The organism is Cloacibacterium caeni, assembly GCF_907163105.1.
GTDB classification, from domain to species: Bacteria; Bacteroidota; Bacteroidia; order Flavobacteriales; family Weeksellaceae; genus Cloacibacterium; species Cloacibacterium caeni_A.
In genome coordinates, this window is record NZ_OU015321.1 from 2,586,569 (window position 1) to 2,602,500 (window position 15,932).

The 15,932-nt window shown below is 33.7% G+C and carries 13 protein-coding genes, 2 tRNA genes and 1 rRNA gene (1 of these 16 cut by a window edge); all 16 read left to right on the top strand.

What is annotated here, in order from left to right; translation table 11 throughout:
* Positions 1–13: 13 nt before the first annotated feature.
* On the top strand, positions 14–1,054 hold the full coding sequence (locus KKQ76_RS12070) for an EpsG family protein (protein ID WP_213197342.1): 1,041 nt from the start codon (positions 14–16) through the stop codon (positions 1,052–1,054).
* Positions 1,055–1,075: 21 nt separating this feature from the next.
* Positions 1,076–2,188 carry a glycosyltransferase family 4 protein gene (locus tag KKQ76_RS12075; RefSeq protein WP_213197343.1) on the top strand — a complete coding sequence of 371 codons (1,113 nt, stop codon included), beginning with the start codon at positions 1,076–1,078 and terminating at the stop codon, positions 2,186–2,188.
* Between the two features lie 29 nt (positions 2,189–2,217).
* Positions 2,218–3,054 (top strand): polysaccharide biosynthesis/export family protein, encoded by an 837-nt coding sequence (locus tag KKQ76_RS12080; protein ID WP_213197344.1) that lies wholly within the window; start codon positions 2,218–2,220, stop codon positions 3,052–3,054.
* A gap of 3 nt (positions 3,055–3,057) precedes the next feature.
* Positions 3,058–5,565 (top strand): exopolysaccharide transport family protein, encoded by a 2,508-nt coding sequence (locus tag KKQ76_RS12085; RefSeq protein WP_213197345.1) that lies wholly within the window; start codon positions 3,058–3,060, stop codon positions 5,563–5,565.
* A 203-nt stretch (positions 5,566–5,768) separates the two neighbouring features.
* Positions 5,769–6,440, top strand: a complete 672-nt coding sequence (porG, locus tag KKQ76_RS12090) for a type IX secretion system protein PorG (RefSeq protein WP_213197346.1) — start codon at positions 5,769–5,771, stop codon at positions 6,438–6,440.
* Positions 6,441–6,450: 10 nt separating this feature from the next.
* Positions 6,451–7,197: an isoprenyl transferase gene (locus KKQ76_RS12095; RefSeq protein ID WP_213197538.1), complete on the top strand. Its 747-nt coding sequence runs from the start codon at positions 6,451–6,453 to the stop codon at positions 7,195–7,197.
* Positions 7,198–7,220: 23 nt separating this feature from the next.
* Positions 7,221–9,740 carry a BamA/OMP85 family outer membrane protein gene (locus KKQ76_RS12100; protein ID WP_213197347.1) on the top strand — a complete coding sequence of 840 codons (2,520 nt, stop codon included), beginning with the start codon at positions 7,221–7,223 and terminating at the stop codon, positions 9,738–9,740.
* 18 nt (positions 9,741–9,758) lie between these two features.
* On the top strand, positions 9,759–10,328 hold the full coding sequence (locus KKQ76_RS12105; protein ID WP_213197348.1) for an OmpH family outer membrane protein: 570 nt from the start codon (positions 9,759–9,761) through the stop codon (positions 10,326–10,328).
* Positions 10,329–10,362: 34 nt separating this feature from the next.
* A complete protein-coding gene (locus KKQ76_RS12110; protein WP_213197349.1) occupies positions 10,363–10,863 on the top strand; it encodes an OmpH family outer membrane protein in 501 nt (166 codons plus the stop codon).
* A 112-nt stretch (positions 10,864–10,975) separates the two neighbouring features.
* The gene (locus tag KKQ76_RS12115; protein WP_213197539.1) at positions 10,976–11,455 is read left to right on the top strand and encodes an acyl-CoA thioesterase; all 480 of its coding nucleotides are present in this window, start codon (positions 10,976–10,978) and stop codon (positions 11,453–11,455) included.
* 1 nt (position 11,456) lies between these two features.
* Positions 11,457–12,011 carry a dTDP-4-dehydrorhamnose 3,5-epimerase gene (rfbC, locus tag KKQ76_RS12120; protein ID WP_213197350.1) on the top strand — a complete coding sequence of 185 codons (555 nt, stop codon included), beginning with the start codon at positions 11,457–11,459 and terminating at the stop codon, positions 12,009–12,011.
* On the top strand, positions 12,011–12,871 hold the full coding sequence (gene rfbD, locus KKQ76_RS12125) for a dTDP-4-dehydrorhamnose reductase (RefSeq protein ID WP_213197351.1): 861 nt from the start codon (positions 12,011–12,013) through the stop codon (positions 12,869–12,871). Before rfbC ends, rfbD begins: the two co-directional genes overlap by 1 nt.
* 1 nt (position 12,872) lies before the next feature.
* Positions 12,873–13,544 carry a hypothetical protein gene (locus tag KKQ76_RS12130; RefSeq protein ID WP_213197352.1) on the top strand — a complete coding sequence of 224 codons (672 nt, stop codon included), beginning with the start codon at positions 12,873–12,875 and terminating at the stop codon, positions 13,542–13,544.
* A 624-nt stretch (positions 13,545–14,168) separates the two neighbouring features.
* Positions 14,169–15,685, top strand: a 16S ribosomal RNA gene (locus tag KKQ76_RS12135).
* Between the two features lie 120 nt (positions 15,686–15,805).
* Positions 15,806–15,879, top strand: a tRNA-Ile gene (locus KKQ76_RS12140).
* Positions 15,880–15,892: 13 nt separating this feature from the next.
* Positions 15,893–15,932: transfer RNA gene (locus KKQ76_RS12145), tRNA-Ala, on the top strand (it continues 34 nt past the right edge of the window).

Sequence of the window (15,932 nt, forward strand, 5' to 3'; positions counted from 1 at the left end):
GAAAAAGACTCCTGTGTTTACTATAATTGCGGGAGTGGTGCTTATTCTTTTAGCAGGATTTAGATATTACGTGGGAGCAGATTATCCAGCTTATAAAAATTTATTTGTAGGGTTTTCTATTTACACAGACTATTCAGATGTCTTTAATAAAGCAATCTTTAAAAAATCGGCAGAAGAGATAGAGTGGATTTTTGTATTGATTAATAAAATCATTTTTGATTTAGGGATGCCATTTTACATCGTTACTTTGGTAATGGCTATTATCACAATCAGTCTTAAATTATCTACCATTTATAAATTTTCTCCTCTTCCTGCATTGTCTACTTTATTTTATTTTATGCCAGTATTTTTTTTCGAGGATTCTGGACAGATGAGGCAAGGTGTGGGAATAGCAATTTGCGTTTTTTCTTTTCGGTATATTGTAGAACGTAACCTGATGATGTTTTTACTCTGCATTTATCTATCATTAGGATTTCACAAGACCTCTATTGTTTTTTTGCCAGCATATTGGTTGGTAAATATCCCCATGAATAGTAAGAGAATTTTGTGGGCATTGGTAATTTGTTTATTGCTTTCACCATTAGAACCGTATAAATTGTTTGGTGAAATGTTTACCTCGCTTTTACCTCAAGATGTTTCTGGTGGTTATGATGCGTATGTGAATGATAGTCAGTTTGGTGGCGATTTAGAATATGGAATTACAGATATTGTAAAAATTTTCTTTATTATTACTTTACTTATTTTCGAAAAAGAAGGTTCTAAAAAGATAGCCTATTTTGAATATATGAGGAATTTAGCTGTTTTTGGTTTATGTATGTACTATCTTTTTAGAGGGACTAGAATTTTTGCAATTAGATTACCGGGAGTTTATATGTTCTTCTTGACTATGTTTGTGATTCCAAGTTTAATTTATGCAGTAGAAGATAAGGTGAAAAAAGTTTTAATATCAGGATATTTATTATACTTAACATTAATGTACTTTAATTTTGCAAAATCTAATGGTAATGCAGGTAATTTCACTCCTAAAGCATATAGAAACGTGCTTTGGAAATAAAATTTGAGCCAATAAAAAGTTATGGATAAGATAGATGCGTTTTTTCAGACAATAAATTTTCCGAGTTTTTATTTAAAGGTGATACTTTCTTTTATCACCTCGCTTCTTATTACGTATTATTCTATTCCTACCATTATAAAGATTTCTAGGAGAAAAAACTTGATGGATGAACCAGGGCAAAGAAGTTCTCACGAAAGGAAAATCCCTAATTTAGGAGGAATAGCTCTGTTTTTTGCCATTTCTGTAAGTGCTTCTATTTTTGCCTATCAATTGTTTGATTTGTATAAATTTCTGTTTGCTTCATTGGTTATTTTGTTATACATCGGGGTGATGGATGATATTGTAGTGATGAGAGCCTATAAAAAATTAGTAGCACAATTAGTAGTTTCTGCTTTGTTGGTTATTGGTTCAGATGTAAGAATAAGAAATCTTTTTGGCGTTTTTGGCGTTTATGAACTCAATTATTTTTTGAGTGTAGTCTTTAGTATTATTACGTTTATTATTTTGGTGAATGCGTTTAATTTGATTGACGGAATAGATGGTTTAGCAGGCAGTTATGGATTGATTTGTTTTGGACTTTTTGGGATTAGTTACTACCGGTTAGGAGAATATAATTATCCGTTGGTGATTTTGTCTACTACTATCATGGGAAGTATAATTGGTTTTTTGTTTTATAATTTATCAGACAGGACCAAGAAAATTTTTATGGGAGATACGGGTTCTATGGTCTTGGGTTTTCTATTGACTTTCACTGCAATTTGTTTTATTGATATTTTTATCGCAAAAAGAGGTCCAGGTGTAGTTTATTATCATTTAAATTCAGCGCCGGTGATTGCTGTTGCGATTTTAATTTTGCCAATAATTGATACTTTAAACGTTATCATTATAAGATTAGCAGAAAAGCGTTCACCTTTCGAAGCAGATAAAAATCACATACATCATAAATTACTGAGAATGGGATTATCTCATAAAAGAGCTACTTTTTATATAATATCTTACTATCTTTTTATAGTTTTAGTAGCTTATTTTTTGAGACATATAGAAAATAATTCTCTCTTAGTTCTTATAATTGGTTTAGGTTTTTTAGGAGCTTATTTGCCAGATTTGTTAGTAAGAAGAAAAATTAATAATTAAATACTACTTTTGTTAAAAATATATAATTAATGATGAAGAAATTTAACCTGCTCATTTTATTAGTGTTTCTAGTGTTAACTTCTTGTGTAAATGTACAAGATGTAAGGTATTTACAGCCCAATGAAAATCTTGTTCTTAATTCTGAAGGACTTATTTCTTATGATAATATGCCCAAATACCGAGTGACGAGACACGATATTCTGAAGCTGAATATCATTACTACTTCAAAAGGAGATGCAGCACAGTTTTACTCTAGTCTGCATGCTCAGCAAGGTGGAGCAACTTCTGGTGGTGGTTCTAATAATTCTTCAGGAGGCGGTAATGGTTCTAGTTTTTATTTTAATGGATTGAGATTAGATGATCAAGGCGAAGTTTATATTCTAGGAATTGGCAAAATAAAAGCAGAAGGTAGAACTTTAGATGAAATTGCAAATGATATTCAAAATAAAGTAAACGAAAATTTCTTACCAGAAAAATCAGAAGCAAGACTTTTTTTAGAGGGAATTAAATACACATTTCTCTATGATTTGCAAGGAAGATCACTGCAGAAAACTGCTACAGATGTATCTGTAAACATTTTAGAAGCTATAGCAGAAAATGGAGGATTAGATAGAAGTGTAGACAGAAAAAATGTAATCATTTATAGAAAATTTCCTGAAGGGATAAAAAAAGCTCAAATTGATTTAACCAGAGAAGATTTACAAAACTCCCCATACTTTTGGTTGCAAAATGGAGATTTGGTAGTCTTCAATACCAGAGCGAAGAGTTTTTATGGTTTTGGAAAAGAGCCTCTACAAACGCTTACTACTGGAGTTTCTATTCTTACTACAGCACTTTCGATATATTTATTGATAACTAAATTATAATTGATGATTCCTGAAAAAAACATAAATGAAAGTAATAATCCGGAAAAAGAAAAAGTAGGAACTTTTGATTTTTTTAATGTAGAGCACTTTCTTAGCAAAATCATTAAAAATTGGTACTGGTTTTTAATTCTAGGGTTTTTAGGATACGTTACCGCATATATTTATAACAAATATTATGCGCAGAGAGTTTATGCTTCTAGTACTACCGTTAGTATTTCTAATAATTCTTCCAGTTATTTTACTCCTAATCAATCGATTAATTTCATCTGGGGGAATAGCTCCAATCAAGAAGGTTTATTTCTTAAAAAACTACTTACCTCTAGATCTCATAATGAATATTTAGCCCAAAAATTAGATTTATTTGTAAATTACAGTACCAAAGGAAGACTAAAAAGCACTTATGTAGACAAAGATGATTCGCCAGTTTTTTTAGTGATAGATAAAAATCATCCGCAGGTTGTAAATCAAGAAATAACACTTATTCCTAAATCTTCGGGAAAATATGAAGTGGTTTTACCAGAAGAATTCTCTGTGAATCATCTTTATGATTATAATGCCGAAGAATTTAAAAGAACTTCTAATTTTAAAAGAGTTCCTAATAAAATCATTGGCATAAATGAATGGTATGAAACGCCATTCCTTAAATTCAAATTAGTTAAAAATAATCAACCTCTTGAAATAGATTTACAGAATATTGTAATTAATCTCAGAACCATCGACCAAACGGTAAATGAAATTAAATCTACGCTTTCCATAGAATTTGATGAAGAATTAAGTACCATGATGATTATTAGCAAAAAAGGATATAATCTTAACAGTACCGTAAATTTTCTCAATAGAAGTGTAGAAGAACTCATCGAAAAAAGGAAAAGAGATAAAAGCATCGTAGAAAAAAATACCGTAGAATTTATCAAGGAAAATTTAGATAAAGCCAAAATAAAACTAGACTCTAGTTCTGCCAAACTCAATACCATTAAAGTACAAGAAAAACTAACCGATGAAAAAGGAGATGTTTCTGGTATTTTGCAAAACATTAATACTTTAGAACAAAAAAGAGCGGAAATCATTACCAAAGTTAACGCCCTTAATGCTGTAAGAAATTCTGTCGGGAAAAATCTTGATAATATTATCAATTTAAATGCAGCAGGTGTAGAAGATGGTACTTTTAACGCTTCTGTTGCAGAGCTTAAAACACTATTCGCAAAAAGAGCAGAACTTTCTACTATTTACACACCGCAATCAGAACCTATCAAAGAAATTAATCGATTAATTAATGAGGCGAGAGGAAATTCCTACAAACATCTCAACAGATATTACGGAGTTTATGATGCAGAGTTGGCTACGCTTAATAATCAGATTGCAAAATATGAAATGGAATTGGGTTCTCTTCCATATAAACAACAGAAATTTGTAGATGCACAAAGAGGTTTCACCGTAAATGAAACAACTTATAGTACGCTTTTAGGAAAACTTTCTGAAGCAGAACTTAGACTGAAAACCAATACCTCTGATATTACAGTTATTGACAAAGCTAAAAATCTAGGACAGCCTCCTATTTCTCCTAATATTGCGTTTATTAGAAATATTCTTTTGTTAGGATTTTTATTAATTCCTTTATTAATTCTGCTCATTTCTGAGTTGCTAGACAATAAAGTAAGAGTGATTAAAGAAATCGTAAATGCAACTAAAATTCCACTTTTAGGAGTTATTGGTAAAAATAATCACGATAATAATTTAAGTGTTTTAGAAAAACCAAAATCTTCAGTTTCTGAAGCATTTAGAGGAGTGAGAGCCAATCTTAGGTTTTTATATAACGAAGACGGTAAGAGTAAAGTTCTGTTGGTGACTTCTTCCGTTGGTGGTGAGGGAAAAACATATGTTTCTATCAATATTGCTTCTGTTTTAGGATTAAGTGGCAAGAAAACCATTTTATTAGGAATGGACCTTAGAAAACCGAAAATTTTTGGAGATTTTAAAGTAGATAATAAGATAGGGATTTCTAATTATCTTACTGGCGAAGTAAAAATGGAACAAATCATCAACAAGACTAGAATTCCAGATTTAGATGTAATCACTTCTGGTCCTATTCCGCCAAATCCTTCAGAATTATTGATGAGTGAGAGAAATCACCAATTTATAGAAGAATTGAAGAAAATTTATGATTTTGTTATTATAGATTCTCCACCAGTTGGATTAGTAGCAGATTCTTTTGAATTGATGAAGTATAGTGATGCTAATGTTTACGTAGTAAGACATGAGTATACCGAAAAATACATGCTTAAAATGGTAACCGAAAAGTATCATAACAATGAGATTAAACATTTAGGACTTATTTATAATGATTTCGAGATGGATAAAGGTTATGGATATGGTTACGGATATGGTTACGGATATGGTTACGGCTACGGTTATGGGTACGGTTACGGATATTTTGACGAAGATGCCAATTATGAAGAGCCTACTTTGATTAAATTGCGCAATAAATTAAAAAAAATACTGAAGATTAAATAATATCTCTCCCTCTTTTTTTGAGGGAGTTTTTTTAACATAAAACAATATTTAAAACACATTTGGGTTTTAACTAAAAATATTTAAATAAAATTTATACTTTAAGTGGTAATATTTAACTAAACATTAAGATAAGTCTTAATGTAAAAATGTTTTATATTTGCAGATTATTAAGCCGCTGAAGTTGTAAGTTACCCACAGCAAACATGAAGAGAAAAACATTAGTAATCATCGCCTTATTTTTCATCAATCTTTTTGCCTATGCTCAAAGACACGAAATAGGTATACAATTGGGAACAAGTAATATTACCGGTGATATTGGTAAGACTAAATACATCAATCCTTTTCCTAATAGTATAAATAATTTAGCTAATGAAGGAATACCTTTTTATGGTGCAATTATGTACAGAATGAATTTTAATCCGTATCAATCGGTAAGATTTAGACTTGCTTACAACCATATTCAGTTTAATGATAAGTATGCTCAGGAATTATACAGAGCAAGTAGAGGTTTATACGGAACCAATTCTGTTTATGAAGCTTCTGCCATTTTTGATTATAACTTTTTACCAGTAAACGAAGAGCAAAAAAGTATGCTCAGTCCATATATTTTTGGAGGAATTTCTGGCTTAATGTTTAACACGACTTTAGAAGGAAATAAATTTGGTTTTGCCATTCCTTTTGGAGCGGGTCTTAAATATAAATTTAACTATAACTGGGCATTGTTCGGAGAATTTATGTTCCGTGCTACCAATAGTGACACACTAGATTATAGTGATGAATACAATCTAGGAAATTTAAATTCTAAAGATTGGATGAATTCTATGTCTCTTGGTCTTTCTTATTCATTCGGAAGACCACCATGTTATTGTCAATAAGTAAATAATGATGCAGGAAATTTTAGAAAAAATTGATAAAAATAATCTTCCAAAACATGTAGCCATCATCATGGATGGAAACGGAAGATGGGCAAAATCCAGAGGAGAAGAAAGAACTTTTGGACATAAGAATGCCATTTCAGCAGTAAGAAACGCTATTTCCGCTTGTGATAAAGCAGGAGTAGAATATCTTACCCTTTATACTTTTTCTACAGAAAACTGGAATCGTCCTAATGATGAGGTAGACACACTAATGAGTTTACTTTCTGAAACATTATTAAAAGAAGCTGCAGAACTTTTTTCTAAAGGAGTTAGATTGCATGTCATCGGCGAAGTAGAAAAGCTTCCCACCCTAGTAAGAGAGCAACTTCTCAATGTAGTAGAGCTTACTAAAGAAAATTCAAAAGGTAATCTAGTTCTTGCATTAAGCTATGGCTCACAAAGAGAAATTCTAAACGCAGTAAAAGAAATTGCCCAAGAAGTAAAAGAGGGAAAAATTTCTCCAGAAGATATAGATGAAACACTATTTGAAAATCATCTTTATACTAAAGATTTACCTCCAGTAGATTTATTAATCAGAACCAGCGGAGAAGTTAGAATTAGTAATTTTTTACTGTGGCAAATTGCATATGCAGAATTACAATTTTTAGATATATTTTGGCCAGATTTTCAGGAAGAACATCTTTACCAATGTATCATAAACTACCAAAACAAAGAAAGAAGGTTTGGTAAAACCAGTGAACAAATCACTAATTAATTTTTTATAGAATATTATAAACAATGAGATATATTTTAATCCCAATTTTTTTATTTTTTGCGTCCGTAGACCTTTCGGCGCAGGTAACTCCTAACCAAGAAACTGCAGCTGCCCAAAATCAGTCTTCTTCTTATATCTTAAAAGACATTGTAGTAGATGGTGTAAAAAAATACACTCCTGCTCAAATTTTGAGATTTACAGGACTCAGCAAAGGAGAAGTAGTAGATATTCCTGGGCAAAAAATCAGCAGCGCTGTTAAAAAACTTTGGGAAACAGAATCATTCTCAGAAGTAGAAGTATATGTAGAAGATGTAGAAGGACAAAGCGTAGTTCTTAAATTCTACTTACAAGACCTTATGGAATTAGGCGAAGTGAAATTTGTAGGAAAAGGAGTAGGAAAATCTAAAAATGAAAAACTCATTAAAGATAATAACCTAAAACCTGGAACTAAAATTACCAATGACTTAGTTTCGTCACTTAAAAATAAAATTCCACAAGAATATGTGAAGAAAGGTTTCGCTGATGCTAAAATCACCATTCAAGATAAAATTAATGCAAATGACCCAAACCTTGTAGATTGGACGATAGAAGTAGCAAGAGGTAAAAAAGTGAAAATTGCAAAAATAGAATTCGAAGGAAATGACCAAGTTTCTGATGCGAAACTTAGAAAAAAAGGTTTCAAAGAAACGAAACAGAAAAGATTTGGTATCAAAGGAATTCTAAAACCATCAAAATTCATTAAAGATAAATACGAAGAAGACAAGATAAATCTTATCAGTTATTATAACTCTTTAGGATTTAGAGATGCTAGAATTGTTTCTGACTCAGTTTGGAGAAATGATAAAGGATTTAATATCAATGTAAAACTAAACGAAGGAAAGAAATATTACATCGGTGATGTCAATTTCATTGGAAATACCTCTTATTCTACAGAAGTTTTACAAAAATTATTAGGCTACAGAAAAGGAGAAATCTATGATGCAGTAGGTTTTAACAAAAAAGTAGGTGAAGATGGTGGTAAAGAAGATGATACAGATATCAAATCACTTTACTTGAATAATGGATATTTATTTTCTAGTGTAATTCCAGTAGAAAAAGCTGTAAGAGGAGATTCTATCGATATAGAAATTAGAATTAAAGAAGGAGAAAAAGCAACTTGGAATAGAGTAACTTGGTCCGGTAACACTACTACTCATGACCACGTAATTCTTCGTTCACTAAGAACAAAACCAGGGAATTTATTCTCTAAATTAGATATCAAAAGAACGTATTTTGATTTAGCGGGGATGCAATTCTTTGACCCACAACAAATTGGTCAAGATATCCAACCAAATCAACAAGATAATACGGTAGATGTTCATTGGACTTTAGTAGAAAAAGGTTCATCACAAGTTCAGTTACAAGCTGGTTACGGTGGTAACTCATTCATCGGAACTTTAGGTTTAACTTTCAATAACTTTTCACTAAGAAATTTCTTGAAACTTAAAGATTTCAAACCAGTTCCGCAAGGAGACGGACAGATGCTTTCTGTACAAGCGCAAGCTGGTCAGTATTTCAAAAACTACAGTTTATCATTTACAGAACCTTGGTTATTTGGGAACAGACCTACAGCGCTATCAGTAAGTCTTAACCAATCTATGGTTAATTATAAAGATTATACGGGTTCTAGCCAAAAATTAAATATCTTCTCTGCAAGTGCAGGTTTGAATAGACTTTTAAATTGGCCAGATAACTATTTTTCTCTATATACAGGGATTTCATTCCAGAGTTATAATTTCAAGAATTATCCATTCCAGTTTGGTTCTACTACTGTGAGCAATGGTAATGCAAACAACTTCAGTTTCAATGTTGGATTAAGTAGAAATTCTGCAGGGTATGACCCAATTTTCCCAACTACAGGTTCTAATATTGAAGCGAGTATTAAATTCACGCCGCCATACTCTTTATTCCAAAATAAAGATTATTCATCTATGACTCCACAAGAGAAATACAAGTGGATGGAATTCTATAAAGTGAAGTTTAAAGCAGATGCTTATAACGAAGTAATTGGCAAGTTAGTTCTAAGAAGTACTGCAGAAATGGGATTCTTAGACGGATACAATAAAGATTTAGGAGCTCCACCTTTCGAAAGATTCTATGTAGGAGGTACAGGTTTATTTGGTGGTAGATTTGATGGTAGAGAATTGGTTCCTTTAAGAGGTTACGAAAACGCTTCTACAGAAGGAGGCTCGGCTACAGATATTACACCAATTGGTGGTGGAACAATCTACAGCAGATATGCAGCAGAATTAAGATATCCTATTTCTATGAACCAAACTGCAAAGATTTTTGCATTAACTTTTGCTGAAGCAGGAAACACTTGGAACAATTATTCTTCATTTAATCCGTTTCAGTTAAAAAGATCTGTAGGAGTGGGGATTAGAGTTTACATGGGTGCATTCGGTTTAATAGGATTTGATTTCGCTTATGGATTTGATAAAACTATTGGTGGCTCAGAACCTTCAGGATGGCAGACTCACTTCTTGATGAACCAGTCATTATAACACACAATCATCATTAATATGAAAAATTTAAAAGTTTTTTTAATATTTTTAATATTTTTAACTGCTAATTCTGTTACATTTGCACAAAAAATAGGAGTGGTAGATACCAATTATATATTGAGTAAAATGCCACAGTATACAGAAGCACAAGCGAGACTAGAAGAACAAATCAAAGCTTGGGAAACAGAATTGCAAACCCTACAAGCAGAATATGATGCAAAAAAAGCCGCTTTTGAAAATGAAAAAGTACTTTTAGTAGGAGAGCAATTAAAACAACGAGAGGCAGAAGTAAAAAACCTCGACAAAAAAATTAAAAAATTTATTGCTGAAAAATTCAGCGGAGAAGGAGAAATTAATAAATTTAGAGCCAATTTAGCAAAACCTTTTCAAGACCAAATTTGGAATGCCATCAAAACAGTTACAGAAAAAAATAGTTTGGGCATAGTTCTTGATAAAAGTAGTAATATGAGTGTTATTTTTCTTGACAAAAGATATGATTACACCGACAAAGTTTTAGACCAATTACTTAAAGGTCCTTCTAAAGAAGATGCAAAAAGTAAAGATGCTAAAGCAAAAAATAAAAAATAGTAAAATAATAAACAATTTAAATTTTTAGAAAAACATGAAAAAATTAAGCGTATTATTTGCAGCAGTGATGATGTTTATGTCGTTCGGAGTTGCAAAGGCTCAGAAGATAGCTACAGTAGATGTGGCAGCTATTCTTAACATGATGCCAGAAAAAATAAAGGCTGACGAACAATTAAAAGCTTTCTCTACTGCTAAACAAGCAGAATTAGAAAAACTAGCGACTGCTTTCCAAGCAGATGTTCAGAAATATCAACAAGAAGGAGCTAAATTAACTGCTCAACAAAGAGATGCTAAAGAAGCTGAGTTGGGTAAAACTCAACAAAATCTTCAGCAAATGTCACAGACTGCTCAAAAAGATTTATTAGACAGACAAGACGCTGCTTATGCACCAATCGAAAAAAGATTAAACGATGCTATTACCAGAGCTGCTAAAGCAAACGGTTGGGATTTCATCTTTGATTCTGCAACTAATGGATTAATCTACAAAGCTGGTCCAGATGCTACCGCTGCCGTAAAAAAAGAATTAGGAATCTAATCTATATCCTAAATATTTTAAAACCACCTTACCATAAGGTGGTTTTTTTATTTATTTTTGTACCATCATTCTTTATAAGAAAAATAAAGAACATTAATCTTAAATTATGAAAATGAAAAAAGAAGTTTCGAGTGTTGTAAAAATTAGATTCAGCGATTGCGACCCAATAGGTCATCTTAATAATGTAAAATATTTGGAATACATGCTCAATGCTAGAGAAGATCATGTAGAAGAATTTTACGGTTTCACTTACGAAGATTATTTCAGAAGAACAGGTTGTACTTGGGTAGCGGTTCAAAATGAAATTGCCTATTTAAAAGAAGTAAAAGCAAATACCAAAGTTGTAATCAGCAGTAAAACCATCGAAATGTCTGACAGAATTTCTAAAGTAGAAATTCTGATGAAAGATGAAAACGAAAAAGAAGTCTTTGCAGTACTTTGGATTACGGTTATTTATTTCAATATGAAAACAAGAAAATCTGAAGCATTGCCAACAGAAACTAAAGAGCTTTTTTCTCAGTATTTGGTAGAAATTCCTCATCAAGAGTTCAAAGACAGAGTTCAATATTTCAGAATTTTAAATAAAGGATAAGATGGAGATAGAAAAAACACCTCTTTTAGATTGTTTTATTTTAAAACCGAAAATCTGGAACGATAACCGCGGTTATTTTTTCGAAAATTATAATAAAAATATTTTCCAAAAACTTTCTGGCAAAGAAGTAGATTTTGTTCAAGATAACCTTGCGTTTTCACATTACGGAGCAATCAGAGGTTTGCACATGCAGCTGCCACCTAATGCACAAGCTAAATTAGTTTATTGTGTACAAGGTAGAATTTTAGATGTTGCAGTAGATGTAAGAAAAAATTCTCCCACTTTTGGTCAGTCTTTTGCCGTGGAACTCACCGAAGAAAACAGATGGCAATTATTTGTGCCAAAAGGTTTTTTGCATGGGTATTCTGTACTTTCAGAAACAGCATTGGTTGGATACAAGTGTGATGATTTTTATAATAAAGAGTCAGAATGCGGCATTCATCCATTAGATAAAACCGTAATTATTGATTGGATAATTCCAGCAGAGCAACAATTAATCTCCGAAAAAGATTTAAACGCTATTTCTTTTTTAGAACTTCCTGAAATTATTATATAATGAAAAAAATTTTAGTTACTGGAGCAAACGGACAATTAGGACAATGCCTTCAGAAAATTTCTTCTCAATTTGAAGAGTTCGAATTTATTTTTACAGATTCAGAAACATTAGATATTACCATTAAAGAAGAAGTAAATGATTTCTTTTGGCAAAATGCTCCTGATTTTTGTATTAATGCTGCGGCTTATACTGCGGTAGATTTAGCAGAGACAGAGGTAGAAAAAGCTTTTTTGGTGAATGCAGATGGTGCAGAAAACTTGGCAGAAGCATGTGCAGAAAATAATGCGCAGTTTATTCACGTTTCTACAGACTATGTTTTTGATGGCGAAAATAATTTAGCATATACCGAAGAAGACTTTACCAATCCTTTGGGAGTTTATGGTGCATCTAAATTAGCAGGAGACGAATTGGCTTTAGAAGTAAATCCATGTTCGGTTATTCTCAGAACTTCATGGGTGTATTCAGAATTTGGCAAAAATTTTGTAAAAACCATGCTGAGTCTTTTCGCTACTAAGGAAGAATTGAATATTGTAGCAGACCAATTTGGTCAACCAACCAATGCCAATGATTTAGCAGAAGCGATTATGAAAATTATAAAATCAGAAAAAATCACACCTGGGATTTTTAATTTTTCTAATTTGGGAAGAATTTCTTGGTTTGATTTTGCCGAAAAAATTGCAGAACTTTCAGAAGCTAAGATTAAATTAAACGCAATCGAGACGTCGCAATATCCTACACCAGCAAAAAGACCGAAAAATAGCGTTCTAGATTTAGACAAAATTTCTAAAACCTATGCTATCCAATTAAAATCTTGGGAAGAAAGTCTAGAAGGCTGCGTTCAAATATTACAAAATAATTAAAATGAAAAAAATCTTATACATATATATAGTATTATATAGTAGTTTTTGTTTCTCTCAGAATATTTTCCTTACACAAGCCAAAGAAATTCATGCCAATAGCGATAAATTTCTTTATGCTCTCAAGGAAGAACCCAAAACAGATGCTCAATATTTAGGAAAAATAGAAGTTTCAGGATTTTCTAACGATGATGCTGCTGTTTTTTCAGAAATTTATAAAAAAGCAAAATCCATCGGTGGCAATTCCTATTTTATGAAGCCCGCCGAAAATATAGAAGGTAATTCTACCTTTAATCCGCATCACTATATACTATATATATATTATAAGGAAAAACAAACCATTCCTCAAAAAGAAAATACAGTCTACCTCATTAATCCAGAAAAAGAAACCGAAGTAAGGATTAATAATGAAAAAATAAAACTACCACAGAGAAGTTTTCTTCAGTTAGATTTATTTCAACAAGAGATTACAGATATTTCAGTGGGTAAATTTTTAGGCGCTAGAATAAAACTTCAGGCTAAAAATAACCAGCCCGAACAATATTTCCAGATTTCAGGGAAGAAAATCTCGGCCAATTCACCAGCTTCTCCAGGTATAAATTATAAAACAGGAGACATTATCGCCCTCGAAAAATCATTTGCAGAGTTTCTTTTAACGATTTATCAGAAAATTTAGGAGCCATTTCCCGCTTTCCACTGCAATCTTTTTGGCTCGTCAAAGCCTCTCGCCAAAAAAGGATTTCCTTTTCAATCGGGGCTAAAAAGAGCTTGCAAGATAGATTTTACTATTTAACATAAAAAGAAAGTAAATTTTTCCTATTAGTATTCAGTAAGTTGTGATTTATGACATAAAAAACATGTAAATAAATTTGGGGATTGTGTAAAAGTTCGTACTTTTGCAATCCGAAACAACGGGAAAGCGCAGGAGCTAATTAAGAAAATAAAGACGAGACGAGAACATGAAAATATTTGAAAAAAATATTTGGAAGTTTAGAAAAAAGCGTTACCTTTGCAGTCCCTTAAATGAGGGAGCGCAGAAGAGTAAAGTTTTTTTTGAGAGAGATAAATTAAGTTAAGCTAACGAAGTAAATAGTGCGACTGACGGTCTTGAAAAAATATCAAAAAAAGTTTTGTTGATTAAAAAATAATTAATACTTTTGCACTCGCAAATCAGAAACGAAAGATGACAGAAAAGTTTTCTGAGGTGCGAAAGAAAAAGAGATCTTTGAAATACAATATAACAACCAAGTAAAAAAAATAAACCAAAGCGAAGTCAACTTTGAGTGAGTCAGACAAACATACAATGGAGAGTTTGATCCTGGCTCAGGATGAACGCTAGCGGGAGGCCTAACACATGCAAGCCGAGCGGTATTGTTTCTTCGGAAATGAGAGAGCGGCGTACGGGTGCGGAACACGTGTGCAACCTGCCTTTATCTGGGGGATAGCCTTTCGAAAGGAAGATTAATACTCCATAATATATTGAACGGCATCGTTTAATATTGAAAGCTCCGGCGGATAGAGATGGGCACGCGCAAGATTAGCTAGTTGGTGAGGTAACGGCTCACCAAGGCGATGATCTTTAGGGGGCCTGAGAGGGTGATCCCCCACACTGGTACTGAGACACGGACCAGACTCCTACGGGAGGCAGCAGTGAGGAATATTGGTCAATGGGTGCAAGCCTGAACCAGCCATCCCGCGTGAAGGACGACTGCCCTATGGGTTGTAAACTTCTTTTGTATAGGGATAAACCTACCCTCGTGAGGGTAGCTGAAGGTACTATACGAATAAGCACCGGCTAACTCCGTGCCAGCAGCCGCGGTAATACGGAGGGTGCAAGCGTTATCCGGATTTATTGGGTTTAAAGGGTCCGTAGGCGGACTTATAAGTCAGTGGTGAAAGCCTGTCGCTTAACGATAGAACTGCCATTGATACTGTAAGTCTTGAGTATATTTGAGGTGGCTGGAATAAGTAGTGTAGCGGTGAAATGCATAGATATTACTTAGAACACCAATTGCGAAGGCAGGTTACCAAGATATAACTGACGCTGAGGGACGAAAGCGTGGGGAGCGAACAGGATTAGATACCCTGGTAGTCCACGCCGTAAACGATGCTAACTCGTTTTTGGGGCTTCGGCTTCAGAGACCAAGCGAAAGTGATAAGTTAGCCACCTGGGGAGTACGCTCGCAAGAGTGAAACTCAAAGGAATTGACGGGGGCCCGCACAAGCGGTGGATTATGTGGTTTAATTCGATGATACGCGAGGAACCTTACCAAGACTTAAATGGGAATTGACAGCTTTAGAAATAGAGCTTTCTTCGGACAATTTTCAAGGTGCTGCATGGTTGTCGTCAGCTCGTGCCGTGAGGTGTTAGGTTAAGTCCTGCAACGAGCGCAACCCCTGTCACTAGTTGCCATCATTCAGTTGGGGACTCTAGTGAGACTGCCTACGCAAGTAGAGAGGAAGGTGGGGATGACGTCAAATCATCACGGCCCTTACGTCTTGGGCCACACACGTAATACAATGGCCGGTACAGAGGGCAGCTACACAGCGATGTGATGCAAATCTCGAAAGCCGGTCTCAGTTCGGATTGGAGTCTGCAACTCGACTCTATGAAGCTGGAATCGCTAGTAATCGCGCATCAGCCATGGCGCGGTGAATACGTTCCCGGGCCTTGTACACACCGCCCGTCAAGCCATGGAAGCTGGGGGTACCTGAAGTCGGTGACCGTAAAAGGAGCTGCCTAGGGTAAAACTAGTAACTAGGGCTAAGTCGTAACAAGGTAGCCGTACCGGAAGGTGCGGCTGGAACATCTCATTTTAGAGCGTCATTAGACGTAAAACAAAATTAAAATAAGAACTTACTCAGTTCGCTTTGGTTTTTTACTGGTTGATATATAAAAATATACCCCTAATCATTAGTAAGAGGGAAGAGATTTAAAGTCTCGTAGCTCAGCTGGTTAGAGCGCTACACTGATAATGTAGAGGTCGGCAGTTCGAGCCTGCCCGAGACTACTAAAGAATTAGAGGGGAATTAGCTCAGCTGGCTAGAGCGCCTGCCTTGCACG

Bases quoted from the DNA above. Each gene is read 5' to 3' on its own strand.
- KKQ76_RS12115 (WP_213197539.1), top strand. From the start codon at position 10,976: ATGAAAAAAGAAGTTTCGAGTGTTGTAAAAATTAGATTCAGCGATTGC.
- KKQ76_RS12100 (WP_213197347.1), top strand. From the start codon at position 7,221: ATGAGATATATTTTAATCCCAATTTTTTTATTTTTTGCGTCCGTAGAC.
- KKQ76_RS12085 (WP_213197345.1), top strand. From the start codon at position 3,058: ATGATTCCTGAAAAAAACATAAATGAAAGTAATAATCCGGAAAAAGAA.
- porG (WP_213197346.1), top strand. From the start codon at position 5,769: ATGAAGAGAAAAACATTAGTAATCATCGCCTTATTTTTCATCAATCTT.
- KKQ76_RS12095 (WP_213197538.1), top strand. From the start codon at position 6,451: ATGCAGGAAATTTTAGAAAAAATTGATAAAAATAATCTTCCAAAACAT.
- KKQ76_RS12130 (WP_213197352.1), top strand. From the start codon at position 12,873: ATGAAAAAAATCTTATACATATATATAGTATTATATAGTAGTTTTTGT.
- KKQ76_RS12080 (WP_213197344.1), top strand. From the start codon at position 2,218: ATGATGAAGAAATTTAACCTGCTCATTTTATTAGTGTTTCTAGTGTTA.
- rfbD (WP_213197351.1), top strand. From the start codon at position 12,011: ATGAAAAAAATTTTAGTTACTGGAGCAAACGGACAATTAGGACAATGC.
- rfbC (WP_213197350.1), top strand. From the start codon at position 11,457: ATGGAGATAGAAAAAACACCTCTTTTAGATTGTTTTATTTTAAAACCG.
- KKQ76_RS12105 (WP_213197348.1), top strand. From the start codon at position 9,759: ATGAAAAATTTAAAAGTTTTTTTAATATTTTTAATATTTTTAACTGCT.
- KKQ76_RS12110 (WP_213197349.1), top strand. From the start codon at position 10,363: ATGAAAAAATTAAGCGTATTATTTGCAGCAGTGATGATGTTTATGTCG.
- KKQ76_RS12075 (WP_213197343.1), top strand. From the start codon at position 1,076: ATGGATAAGATAGATGCGTTTTTTCAGACAATAAATTTTCCGAGTTTT.